This is a genomic window from Moellerella wisconsensis (assembly GCF_022592395.1).
GTDB classification, from domain to species: Bacteria; Pseudomonadota; Gammaproteobacteria; order Enterobacterales; family Enterobacteriaceae; genus Moellerella; species Moellerella wisconsensis.
The window spans coordinates 719,070-731,243 of sequence record NZ_CP093242.1 but is presented as its reverse complement, the minus strand read 5'-3'; the positions used below and the strand labels follow the sequence as shown (position 1 = coordinate 731,243).

General features: G+C 34.3%; 10 protein-coding genes and 2 pseudogenes. 6 read left to right on the top strand and 6 right to left on the bottom strand.

Annotation, left to right across the window (positions count from 1 at the left end; genetic code table 11):
• Positions 1 to 224: 224 nt before the first annotated feature.
• Together MNY66_RS03095 and MNY66_RS03090 are read right to left on the bottom strand one after the other, a co-directional pair.
• Entirely contained in the window at positions 225 to 884 is a 660-nt protein-coding gene (locus MNY66_RS03095; protein WP_241501418.1) for a hypothetical protein, read from the bottom strand.
• Positions 885 to 1,115: 231 nt separating this feature from the next.
• The gene (locus MNY66_RS03090) at positions 1,116 to 1,349 is read right to left on the bottom strand and encodes a hypothetical protein (protein ID WP_241501417.1); all 234 of its coding nucleotides are present in this window, start codon (positions 1,347 to 1,349) and stop codon (positions 1,116 to 1,118) included.
• A 604-nt stretch (positions 1,350 to 1,953) separates the two neighbouring features.
• Between MNY66_RS03090 and MNY66_RS03085 the strand changes: the two genes are divergently transcribed.
• The 3 genes from MNY66_RS03085 to MNY66_RS03075 all read left to right on the top strand — a co-directional run bounded on the left by MNY66_RS03085 (position 1,954) and on the right by MNY66_RS03075 (position 5,357).
• Positions 1,954 to 2,409 (top strand): DUF1097 domain-containing protein, encoded by a 456-nt coding sequence (locus tag MNY66_RS03085; protein WP_241501416.1) that lies wholly within the window; start codon positions 1,954 to 1,956, stop codon positions 2,407 to 2,409.
• A gap of 1,326 nt (positions 2,410 to 3,735) precedes the next feature.
• The gene (locus MNY66_RS03080) at positions 3,736 to 4,371 is read left to right on the top strand and encodes a DUF1007 family protein (protein ID WP_241501415.1); all 636 of its coding nucleotides are present in this window, start codon (positions 3,736 to 3,738) and stop codon (positions 4,369 to 4,371) included.
• Positions 4,362 to 5,357, top strand: a complete 996-nt coding sequence (locus MNY66_RS03075; RefSeq protein WP_241501414.1) for a nickel/cobalt transporter — start codon at positions 4,362 to 4,364, stop codon at positions 5,355 to 5,357. Before MNY66_RS03080 ends, MNY66_RS03075 begins: the two co-directional genes overlap by 10 nt.
• A gap of 82 nt (positions 5,358 to 5,439) precedes the next feature.
• Here MNY66_RS03075 and MNY66_RS03070 read toward each other — a convergent pair.
• Positions 5,440 to 5,667, bottom strand: a pseudogene (locus MNY66_RS03070) (transposase domain-containing protein); the annotation flags it as partial.
• A gap of 947 nt (positions 5,668 to 6,614) precedes the next feature.
• Between MNY66_RS03070 and MNY66_RS03065 the strand changes: the two are divergent.
• Together MNY66_RS03065 and MNY66_RS03060 are read left to right on the top strand one after the other, a co-directional pair.
• Positions 6,615 to 7,646, top strand: a complete 1,032-nt coding sequence (locus MNY66_RS03065; RefSeq protein WP_241501413.1) for a methyltransferase — start codon at positions 6,615 to 6,617, stop codon at positions 7,644 to 7,646.
• Positions 7,647 to 7,679: 33 nt separating this feature from the next.
• The gene (locus tag MNY66_RS03060) at positions 7,680 to 9,149 is read left to right on the top strand and encodes an FAD/NAD(P)-binding protein (protein ID WP_241501412.1); all 1,470 of its coding nucleotides are present in this window, start codon (positions 7,680 to 7,682) and stop codon (positions 9,147 to 9,149) included.
• A gap of 109 nt (positions 9,150 to 9,258) precedes the next feature.
• Here the strand turns inward: MNY66_RS03060 and MNY66_RS18000 are convergent.
• Positions 9,259 to 9,515 (bottom strand): annotated as a pseudogene (locus MNY66_RS18000) (DDE-type integrase/transposase/recombinase); the annotation flags it as partial.
• Between the two features lie 353 nt (positions 9,516 to 9,868).
• On the opposite strand from MNY66_RS18000, the gene MNY66_RS17995 reads away from it, so the two are divergent.
• The gene (locus tag MNY66_RS17995) at positions 9,869 to 10,189 is read left to right on the top strand and encodes a hypothetical protein (RefSeq protein ID WP_420029724.1); all 321 of its coding nucleotides are present in this window, start codon (positions 9,869 to 9,871) and stop codon (positions 10,187 to 10,189) included.
• Positions 10,190 to 10,529: 340 nt separating this feature from the next.
• Here the strand turns inward: MNY66_RS17995 and MNY66_RS03050 are convergent.
• Positions 10,530 to 11,679, bottom strand: a protein-coding gene (locus MNY66_RS03050) for an IS3 family transposase (protein ID WP_241501411.1) whose coding sequence is annotated in 2 segments (ribosomal slippage) — positions 10,530 to 11,424 and positions 11,423 to 11,679 — 1,152 coding nt in all. Because the reading frame shifts where the segments join, the coding sequence is not laid out codon by codon here.
• A gap of 61 nt (positions 11,680 to 11,740) precedes the next feature.
• On the bottom strand, positions 11,741 to 11,953 hold the full coding sequence (locus MNY66_RS03045; RefSeq protein WP_241501410.1) for an integrase arm-type DNA-binding domain-containing protein: 213 nt from the start codon (positions 11,951 to 11,953) through the stop codon (positions 11,741 to 11,743).
• Between the last annotated feature and the right edge of the window lie 221 nt (positions 11,954 to 12,174).

Genomic DNA, 12,174 nt, shown 5'->3' with positions numbered 1-12,174 from the left:
ACAATTAGGCGCATCGCACTTTTTAACAAATATGATTTTATTTTATAAATCTCACATCATGAATTAAATTTCAGCTTAAAATTCAACTCCTGTGGCACGTTTTAACACTCGCAAAGCCCGGGGAAAGAAAAACAACAATTAATCAATAATGAAACCTTTTTATTGTAATAGCATAGTTAAATGGATACCCCGCTCTGGTCGGAACAACAAAATCATTATTTTAGTTACCAACGAAGCCAATTAGGCCTTTTGCATGAATATATTTTTTTGTTTTTTTTGGGGTAAGTAATATTTATCCCACGATCACGAATGTAATAAGTCTTTAATTGTTCGATTGCTTTTTCATCTGAGAGCGCTGTGCGTTGTTTAGTTTTACAAAACTCTACAAGGTCTTTTTCTGTGCATATATTATTGAAGCATGGGCCCTGAACCGTCATTTTAGCTATTCCTTCGCCTCCTAGATCACCAGACATTCTAGAAGTATATGATTTCTTTGAGTTGTTATATAACTGAACAGCTGCCGCTTGAGAACCTGTATAATCGAACGGTACGGTAAAAAAGTTACTTTCCTTACCTCTAACATCAACGTCAACATGTATAGTTTCAAAAATAGCATCAGTGGTATTAAGTTTAGGACATAAGCGTTCGGCAAGAACATAATCCTCATCGATAGAATCCTTCGCATATTTGTCTGCTTGTTTTACGAGTTCATTTCTAGCCTGCCAAGACAATTCTTTACCTCTTTCATCCTGATAGATAGGATTAGAATAGTCCCTATGTGACTCAAAATAAGAGTCCATACCAAATAAACACAAATCGCTTTCTTTAGTTGAGCAGCCAGATGAAAGCAAGACGGCCAGGGTTACACATTTAAAATTGCGCACTTTCATTCCTTAACGATTCGGCTTATTTTACCCTAACAAACAAGCATCCCTTTTAATTTAGATTTAATAATTAATAAAAATCAATGGTAAATAGTTTAACCTAAACTCCAGTTCCTTCAAATGTACCCTCCTACTGACCGTATTGGTGGGCACTGCAATCATGCCCTATGAGTGACTGCACACTTTCTTCTGTTGCAGAATAGCCACAATACCTCCATCAGACATCACGAATTAGCGAGCGTGATATAAATGAAGTTTCCAGCGATTATTCAAGTAAGGCGAGTTCATTAACACGCGATCGAACTGGCAGAGTTGCTTAACCGTGGCATTGAGGAAATCTTGCTGATGGGTAAAGCCCTCTTTGCATAACTGTTTACGTAAAGTTCGATAATCTAAGCTATTTCGACTTTGTTCAAAGGTAGCTTTGGCTCTGCGATACAGATTAAGTTGTTCCGCAGTAATCAATTTTGCAGAGTGTTTAAGCCAAGTATAATAAGTAAAACAGTTGATTTTTATATGATTGCAAAGCTTTAGTACCGGATACTGTAAAGATAATTGCTTAATGGTTTTAAACGCTACTTGGTTTCCTTTAGCAGGAGGGCACTGACTTTTTTTAGGATTTATTTCTCCATCCTAAGCTCTTTATTTTCTTTTCAGAGCCTTAATAGCTCGGCTCGTTCATGCGTATTTAAACTAATACCGGATTGCTCAGCATCGAATTTTGCTTTCCAGTGATAAAGTTATTTATCGGTGATCACTAAAGCAGCAGCGGCTTTTGGCTCGCTATAACCCTGCTTGGTGACCAATGCGACTGCTTGTTGTTTAAATTCTGTGGTATTATTTCTGTTTGCCCTTTTGTCATTAACACCTCGATAATCGGATTATATTCCATTATTAAAGTGTCTTGTTTGATTAAAGCAGAACAGGATCAACAGTCCCTAATATATTAGGCATCTTTGCATGTTATATAACTTGTTTACATTCTAGTGAATTGCATCTATTTAAATGACTCTATACAATGCTCAGCTTTCTAAAGGCTATTAGTTTAACCATCTATCAAGTGACTACTGTGAAACTACTTTTTTCTCTTTCATTAACCACGGCAATTCTTTCTGGTATTTGGGCATGGGTTGCTGATTTGTTTGGTTTGATTAGTTGGGCCGGTTTTTTGGGTTGTACCGCTTACTTTGCTTATCCTAAAGAGGGTATTAAAGGCTTACTAATTACTGTACTTACTGTTTTCAGTGGTGTTATCTGGGGTTTAGTTATTATCCATAGTGACGAATTTATCCATGATCTACCTAATTACGTTGGCTATTTAGTTACTACAATAGTTGCTTTTATAATGTGTTTCCAAGCGTATAAATCATGGTTAGCTTATATTCCAGGTACTTTTATTGGTGCTTGTTCTACTTTTGCAGGTCAAGGTTATTGGCAAATAATAATCCCATCTTTATTAATAGGAGTATTATTTGGTTATTTAATGAAGCAAAGTGGTTTGTGGCTAGTGAAAAAATGGAAATAATAGCTTATTTGATTGATAACAAATCAAATAACGAAGATTATTATGTATATAATATGATGGGAATTAAACAGTATTTCCCCAAATATAATATAAAAAAGTGCTGGAAAATCTATCACTGACTTATTCAACAGTTACTCAAAACTTACTAAAAACAATATAAAGGTTATGTTATAAGTTTTCTAGAACTGAACTTAAGCCAGTTTATATATAAATAAAAAATAAGATTATCGGAGGCCAGGTGAAAAATTTTATACTTTCCACATTTAGTGAATTGATAATATATAGAGCCAACTCTTATTATTAATTTTTAAAATGGAAGTAATTTAGTAATATACCTAATATTAAATAGGCTGAAAGTAGAATGACTTAATTTATTATCAATTAAACTTCGATGGAAATAATTTAATATACAATAATAATTCATCATCTAAAAATATCATAAGAGTATTGATTTGTGCGACTAGTAAAAGTAATTATTTAGTAATAGAGAAGATATTTTAATATTTAAGCAAAACGCCTATTATTTTTGGGGTAAATTCAGAAGAATTAGCATCTTTAACAGAAAGTTAAAATTAATCATTAAGTTTATATATTACCTTACTTTGTATTGCTTTTTTATATTATTATCATTTATGCTTTTTCTGAAACTATTCTATCTATTATCAAATAAAACAGAGTATGAATTGACGCGAAAACTATAGGGATAATAATCCGATGGATCACTGCTTAGAAAGCCTGAAAAATAAGTGGAACCCGGTGACCGGATATATTATTTTCAGTGATGCTGCACATAAAATAAAGAACTATATCACTAGCTATGATAGTGAGGTTAGGCCACACGAATATAACGATGAGTTACCACATGACTAATCTAAAAAACGATACAGGAAAAACTCTAAAACATTGGGCAATTTTAGTTGACCATTTCACGCTACGATTAATATTTTTTAAACAAGATAAGTTGGAGATAATAATAAGCAGCAAAGGAAACTATCATAACAACACGATTATAAAAATTTTTTCAAATGCTAAAAAAAGGAAAACGAAGGAGAGGAACTATTCCGCACAAAAATACTCGTATATATATCTTTGAATTTATTGAAATATTCTACAGAGTTAAGTGCTGATAGAGTTCCAATAATTAACTTTCATCTGTCGCGTATCAAGAATAATTAATTAGTAGCTACTGAGCTAGTGGCTATTCAAAAACTATTTATTCGTTAAACTTCATTTTCACTCCTATGATCCTTGTGTTATAACATTACAATTAAGCCTGATGCATGCTCATAATCGTATTTTACTTAACTTAATTACAAAAAGATTATTATGAAGTTACTCAAGACTTTTATTATTTATTTATCAATGCTTTATTCGTTATCCGTCCTGGCTCACCCACACAGTTTTATTACACTAGAGACTGAGTTTGAAGTTCACGACCAACAACTTACTGGTTTTTCCTTTTCATGGAAAATAGATCCAATAACCTCTGCGGATATCTTGTATGAACTGAGTAATGTAAAACCGAGTGATAATCAGTGGAAGAAGCAAGCTGCTGATATTATGGCGAATATATTATCACAAAATTATTTCAGTGAGTTGTATCATCAAAAGAAAAAAGTCCAATTTAAAACCTTACCTAATAGGTATTCTTTGCAGCGAAAAGGATCTCAATTAGTGTTTAATTTTAGTGTTTCTTTGGCTAAACCTATCCAATTACAACAAAATCAATTCGAATTACTCACTTATGACCCTACATTCTTTATTGATATGTCTTACCCAAAACAAGACGCTATCCACTTACCTATCGAAATGGCGGCAGTCTGTGAAATACAATTGAATAATTCGAAACCTCCACAATCGGCAATTGAATATGCCATTTCATTAGATAATCAAGATATCCCAGAGAAAGAAATGAATTTAGGCCTCCAATTCGCACAACGAGTAAAAATAGAATGCCGATAATTTCAGCAGATAAATTTAAGTGGATAAAAAAATCGTCTTGGCTACTAGCAATAATCACATTATCGCTAGTAATTGGCTATATGGTTTATACGCACTGGATAGTTTGGTTACAGCAAGTGGTTATTTGGCAACGTAGTTTGAATTATCACTTATCAGAATTACTGCAAAAAGTAGATACTGAGCCTCAACAAGCTGGGATAATATTAATTGCTGCTAGTTTTGTTTATGGTTTATTGCATGCGATGGGGCCAGGGCATGGAAAAGTCATTATTACTAGCTATATAGCAACACACCCAACCAAATTAAAAAGAAGCGTTCTTTTGACCCTACTCGCCTCTTTATTACAGGCAAGTATGGCGATTATTATCGTCTCTGCTGTTCTCTATCTATTTCAATTATCCACTCGCTATGTACATCAAAGTAGTTTAATACTCGAAAAATTAAGTTATGGAACCATGGTTGTATTAGGAGCTATATTTTGTGCAAGTGCTGGTAAGTCGCTGTTCAAAACATTAATATCCCCTCCTAAATCCTCACTAAAAATTAATGCTATTAAGTCAATATCATCTCATCAACACAGTAAAAATTGCGCTTGTAGTCATCAACATACTGTATCTGAAAATATCTTAAACAGTGATTGGAAAACCCAATTAATGGTTGTCATTAGTATGGGAATACGCCCTTGTTCTGGCGCCATACTACTGTTAATTTTTGCTTATGTTATTAATGCTTATGAATGGGGGATCGTTGCTACATTAGTAATGTCACTAGGAACCGCATTAACGATTAGCTTTATAGCGATATTTGTCTTTTATCTACGAAAAACAGCAATTAGATTATCACAATGGCAAGGTGCTAAATTTAGCCCAATCTGGTTATTAATCGTAAAAATATTAGCCGGCATATTCTTGATCTGCATTGGCGTATTAATGTTTCAAAGTCTTACTCTGGTTGATGCTAAATCCAGTAATCTTTTATTAAGATAACCTGATATATACGCCCAATATTTAGTTGCTATATCCTCTCATAATCTATATCTCTGTAAGCGCTCAATTATTCAGTGAGGCCTTATTTGGCTTCATTCAGGTCGACGTACCAAAAAAGAAAAACATTCAACGAGTTATTTGACAGTATTTTCGGTAACTCATTGAATAAATTAAAAATAATAGTAAGGGTTAATATCATTCGCTCGGCAGGTCTCATCACCAAACTATATAAATTCGCGCTGGCAATAGCGCCAGTCACTGATTGCAAAAATATCCAATTTTTCCGACCGGTAGTAAACGAGCATATATCTCACTCGATCCCATACAGTTTACCGATGCCTTTTTGCGCGTCTCACTTTTGTTCTTAGGTTGTGCTTGAATAGCGAAAAACGATATAACAATATTAAAAAAATCCGAAATATTATTTTTGACAAGACGGATCTATGCCAATTAAACAGTCATAGAAAATAGTATTGCTTTAGATGTATAACCATGAAATTAAATAACAGTAAAACATATAAACCCAACATTAATGGAAATTAATAATACATTTATGTATAGCTATATTATTATATCTCGACTATTTTCATTGATTTTCTCGTTAATTTATCATCTAAAAAATTTAATTCGTTATTTTAATATTTATAATAAAATATTAAAATAACCACCAACAATATTAACAGTACATACTACTATTGGTTTTTATTGATAATATATCATCAATAAAAACAATAATAACCTAGTAGAAAAAACAAAATGACCGCTAATACCATTCGGTATAAATAACCACCTACAATTAATTTAATTTAAATTTTAAAAACCTTCAAAAACTCAAATGAAATGATAAAACCATGAAATAATAACCACAACATTTAAAAACCAAAAGTTATTAACCATATGAAAATAATTATCATTTTATATTACTCAATATATAGACAAACAGAACACGAAAATAAAAACATTAAAAATAGATACTTACAAGCTCACTTTACTTGAATAAATATATTTATATGATAAGTACTGGACAAATTAAAAAGTATACATAATGATTAGACCATTAAATATACTTCAAGATTTCATTTGTAATGTTAGTTACTCTGATGAATATTTACTGATACTAAACTAAAAATGATAAATAACACCTTGCTATTATTTAAATTAAGAGCATATGGATATTACGTTATTAATCATAGTTACATCAACATTTAATTATTTAGTTAAACAAAATTAATTTGAAATTAAATCAAAGGAAATAAAATGAACTTAGCTAAGCATCAACCTGCTATTTCTGAGAATGAAACAGCCGCCTTACATTTACTCGAACAAATCTTAGGATATTCATATCAAGCTGCTTTAAGGGCTGCAACCCTATTAGGTGTTGCAGATCATTTAATTGATAGCCCTAAAACAGCAGAGGAATTAGCCAAACTTGTTGGAGCTGAAACAAATAAATTACATCGAATTTTAAGATTATTAGCTACAAGAAATATATTTCAAGAACAAGATAATGGAAAATTCGCCTTAACACCATCTGCACAATACTTATGTGCAAATCAGCCGAATTCATTAAAAAGTGCCGTATTAATGCTCACAGATGAAACATGTTGGCGACCATTAGGTTCGGTGGTTGAAAGTATCAAAGGAAATCCAGCGTTCAAACATCTTTATGGACAAGCTTTCTTTGATTATTGGGCACAGAAAAAAGATCTAAACAATGATTTTCATGTCGGTATGTCTTCAATGTCCGCAGTAGAAAATATTTTCCTTGTTCGTAATTACGATTTTCCCGAGGGGGCGACCGTTGTTGATATTGCTGGTGGATTTGGTGGATTACTGCTGGGGGTTTTACAAGCCAATCCTAAAATACAGGGGGTTTTATTTGATAGAGAATACGTTACTTCTCGTCACCGACTAAGAGAATTAGGAGACGATACACGCTGGAAGATTACCACCGGTAATTTTTTTGAATCCTGCCCTACCGCTGATATTTACATGCTGAAATATATTACCCATGACTGGCCGGACGAACAAGCTGCCAAGATATTACGTAATTGTCGGGAATCTATGCTACCCGGTGGACGAATTTTAATTATGGATACAGTAATCCCACAAAATAATATTCCTCATACGGGAAAAGAATTAGATATTCTTTGTATGGCTATTTATGAAGGTGGATATGAGCGTACAGAACAAGAATTCCATCAATTAGTTAAAGCTGCTGGATTGAAAATTAATCAAATCATCAATACAGGTAGCTATATTTCTATTATTGAAGCGATTGCCGCGTAAATAACTCACTTTATTCCTTTAGGGGATATTTTAATGAATATTAAACGAAAACAACTAGCTATTATTGGAGGTGGCGCCGCAGGGGTGGCATCTTTTATCGCGGCAGTTCGACACCACGTCGCTGAAACTATTTATATAGTCGATCCAAAACCTATCGGCCCGGGCATTGTATTTTCTACACAAGATAATGATTTAATTTGTAATACATCCATAGATACCATGTCTGTAATTATTGATGAACCATTAGATTTTTTAGATTATTTACTCGAGCAAGGATACGACGTTGAAGCAGCTACATTTGTTCCCAGAAAATGGATGGGTGGATATTTAAGCAACCGTTTTGATAAATATTGTGCTATTGCATCCCAATCAAATATTGATATTGTACACCTGCCTTATTTAGTTAATTCGTTAAAAATTGAAGGCAATGGACTTTATTCACTAGAATATTCAGATAATCAGCAAGAAAAATCCCCATTAATTACAGATGTTATTTTCTGTACTGGCTTTGGTAATGTGCGTATTCCTGATAAATTAAATTCCCATCAAGAACACTCTACATTTATAAAATCGCCTTATCCTGAAGCGGATATGCTTAAAAAAATTCCACCTAAATCTCGGGTATTAATTATTGGTAGTAAACTTTCAGCAATTGATGCCGCACTGCTTCTATGTCGTGAAGGCCATCATGTCACCATGATATCCCCTTCTGGGCAGATCCCTGCAGTAAGAACCCAGTTTATTCGTATGACTAAGAATATATTTAACAAACAAGATATTGCGTCAGTAGGCTCATTATGGAATAAACAAGCATCAAAATATAATAATCGATGTTTAAATTATAAATATTTAAAATATTTTATAAAAACTCTCCATACGCATACTAAAGTGCCCTGCCATTCTCAATTTTCATCCGCAAATGATGTTTATCATCGATTATCTGAAGAAATCGATATTGCAGAAAAAGCCTCTTGTGAATGGCAAGATTTAGCCTCTAACTTTATAGTTTCTATGAATGAATTATATTTAACTGAGGATGCTTATTTTAAAGGATCTTTCCATCCTGACTTTGCAAAAACACTTGAACGTTATATTACAGCTATCGCCTTACCTAATGCGAAAAAACTCTTACACTATATTAATGCGGGCTCACTTATCGTACAACCCGGTGAAATACAAAATATATCAACAGAAAAACATAATAACTCATGGTTAATTGATTGGGGAGTCGGTGAATATCATTTTGAAGCTGTGGTTAATGCAACAGGTTATTATGCACCCTACTTCTTTATCAATTCACTGGGCAATCTTGAAATAGATAATCAATGTACGCATATGGATGATTCTATTTCAATTTTATCATCTATGGCAGCCAAAATTGAACAACAAGAAAATATTTGGTTTGTAGGAATGCCTGCACATATAAGGCTATGGACACCTAATGCAATGATTGCCGTTACCACATTAGCTAATCGGCTAATCGAGAATATATCGAGTAAATAACTTAAGCCGTTAAGCGACATTTAATTAAAGAATTGAAGTGGTCAACAATATTTGGCCACCGTTTTAGAGTTTTTCAAATATAATCGTTATGATTCATAGGGCGTTAATCCACTATCGGTACCCATTCTGTTTTTAAACTTCTAAAAATCGCTCTATCGGTGCATTGTCCCAACAATTCCCTCGTCTGAATAAACTTTGTTTTATTTGATAACGCCATAATAACTGGCGATATTAGCGGATTGTATAATAGCTTCCTTGGTCAGAATTAAATAGGATGTTTTTAGGTTTATCTCTTAATCCAAAGTCCATTGATAACGATTTCCTTGTTAGTTGGCTATTTAGTGAGAATGACATTGTCCAGCCAATCGGTTTTCGTGCGAATAAATCAATAACAACAGCAAGATATCACCAACGTTTTTTTACTAAATAGGTCACATCTCCTGATTGGGCTCAGTCACTGCAATTGGGTGTGCTAAATAATTCGGGAGTTCCACATGTTCTTTTGCCGCTTTTTTATACCGATATATCGGTATTTGACAACTCACCAAACCCAGTAATTTCATCAACTTAGCTGCGCGATAATCTGTAAAAGTAACCTGTTTTATGTTCGAGATAATATCTGCAATGGTATGAGTTCCAGCAGAGCCTTGACTGCTTTCATGGGCTTCCCGTAAAAGAACTCGAGGCCTTGTTTATCCCGCTGAAGGCGTCTTTGAGCGATGAGCCCAATATTGATAACTGCTGCAATGAACCCTAAACACATCACACATTTTTTTAATACAAAAGCGCCGGCTGAGTGTCTCGATCAGCTAGAAAAGTTAAAAAAGTTCAGAGAATCCGACATCAGCAACGCTGTTGTAGATTCAACCTGTCAATGCAACACCCTTTTCAATTTACAAATTTCAACTTATTCTAGTGTCATGGGTGAGGCTTTTGGTGAAAAACCTTTGCGTTCTAACTTGAGTTGCCGACCCCATTTATCCATCGTTAGTTTACCTACGCTCATGGCGTTGGTGACCAAATTTATTAAACCAATATAAACTGACCGATTTCATGGTTCGAGTTTTCATATTAATCTTACTAATTAATCCATTTTCAACTAAAAGTTGCATATGAAAAATAAAGATTTCTATTTCTTTTTCTGAATTGTCTTATCAAGATTTAAATCTTTAAGTGTAATATGAGCTGTATGACTCTTTAAAAAATAGTCAAAACTTTCTGAAATTCTTCAAGTTCGATTTTCATTTATACACCCGATGGTTACGATATATGACTATAAATAGCCAAAGTACAAAACGAGGCATTCTAGGGATCGGAGACTACTCTAATAATAGTATTTTCCAATTCATCATAATTGTACACCTGTTCTGCGCAACTAAATCAGGACACTTTTCTTAAAGAATTTTGTTCATACTCAATGGGGGGCAGATCACCGTTGGCAGTATGAAGCCTTTCTAGGTTGTAATAGCGCATATACGCGATAACATCTTCTTTCATCTGTTTCCGAGTCGGCTGTGGGATTTTCAGTACCCAATCGTGTTTTAAACTGCCAAAAAATCGTTCTACAACGGCGTTATCCCAACAGGCTCCAACATCACCCATGCTTGCCCTAATACCATAGCTTGTTAGCAAGCGGCGATATCGCTTACTCGTATATTGAGAGCCTCTATCACTATGAAAGACTAAGCCTTTTTCGGGCTGGCGTAAGTTATACGCTTTCATCAAGGCTTTACTGACTAAATCTGCCGTCATTCGTTTATCGATGTGCCAACCCACAATACGGCGTGAGTATAAGTCCATCACGATGGCTAAATACATCCAGCCTTCCCCTGTTTTTAAATAGGTCACATCACCCGCCCACACTTCGTTAGGTGCGTGAGGATTAAAATTTTGATTGAGCAAATTATCGGCTACGGCATCACTGTGTTTGCGTTTTGTGGTGACTTTGTAAGCAACGCGCTGAGTGACGACTAGGCCAAGCTGAGCCATTAGCTTTTGAACGCCATAAGCACTCACGCTAAAGCCCTCTTTGCATAACCGTTTACGTAACGTTCTATAACCTAAGCTATTTCGACTCTGTTCAAAGATAGCTTTGGCTCTGCGGTACAGGCTAAGTTGTTCTGCGGTGATCAATTTTGCTGGGCGTTTAAGCCAAGCATAGTAGGCAGAACGACTTATTTTCATTAACTTGCAGAGCTTCAGCACGGGAAACTGTGAAGATAATTGCTTAATCGTTTTAAACGCTACTTGGTTTCCTTTAGCTGGAGGGCGCTGGCTTTTTTAGGATCTCTTTCTCCATCCTAAGTTCTTTATTTTCTTTTCGAAGCCTTAATAGCTCAGCTCTCTCATCGGCATTCAAGCTGCTACCGGATTGTTCAGCGTCGAATTTTGCTTTCCAGTTATAAAGTAATTTATCGGTGATCCCTAATGAAGCTGCCGCTTTTGGGACGCTATAACCTTGTTCGGTGACTAATGCGACCGCTTCTTGCTTAAACTCAGTAGTATAAAATCTGTTTGTTCGTTTTTTCATTTAACACCTCAATAATTGGATTATATTCCATTATTAAAGTGTCCTGTTTGATTAAAACGGATCACGCTTCACTCAACGATATTTGAGGAAAATTACCGATTTTTATCGGTACAAGTTTATATGTAACTGGGCTACTATATCGATTAATAAATGTCTTAATACCCGTCGCACCACAAGATACTCGTAAACCTGTATCAGTCCTAACATTACAGTGAGACTTCATCGCCTCAATGGCTTTCGCTGATAAGGGCTTCGCTTGTGTTTTTTGGCTCATAGGTATTACCTTGTTTAGCGCTGACTATAAGATAATTAACGATTTTTAGTAAAAAGTGTAGGTTGATGCTTATCATGTCTAACTTATGCGATAATGCCCTTAATAGCCTACATTAAACCTTAATATGTGATATCGAATTCTGTGTTCTTCTAGATGATAAAATAAAATCCACTCAGTCACAGAATTCAATAAATCAAATAAATTCAATAAGTAAAAACAAA

What these genes read in the sequence shown, in the direction of transcription:
- MNY66_RS03080 (WP_241501415.1), top strand. Translation starts at nt 3,736, where the DNA reads ATGAAGTTACTCAAGACTTTTATTATTTATTTATCAATGCTTTATTCG.
- MNY66_RS03075 (WP_241501414.1), top strand. Translation starts at nt 4,362, where the DNA reads ATGCCGATAATTTCAGCAGATAAATTTAAGTGGATAAAAAAATCGTCT.
- MNY66_RS03065 (WP_241501413.1), top strand. Translation starts at nt 6,615, where the DNA reads ATGAACTTAGCTAAGCATCAACCTGCTATTTCTGAGAATGAAACAGCC.
- MNY66_RS03060 (WP_241501412.1), top strand. Translation starts at nt 7,680, where the DNA reads ATGAATATTAAACGAAAACAACTAGCTATTATTGGAGGTGGCGCCGCA.
- MNY66_RS17995 (WP_420029724.1), top strand. Translation starts at nt 9,869, where the DNA reads ATGAGCCCAATATTGATAACTGCTGCAATGAACCCTAAACACATCACA.
- MNY66_RS03045 (WP_241501410.1), bottom strand. Translation starts at nt 11,953, where the DNA reads ATGAGCCAAAAAACACAAGCGAAGCCCTTATCAGCGAAAGCCATTGAG.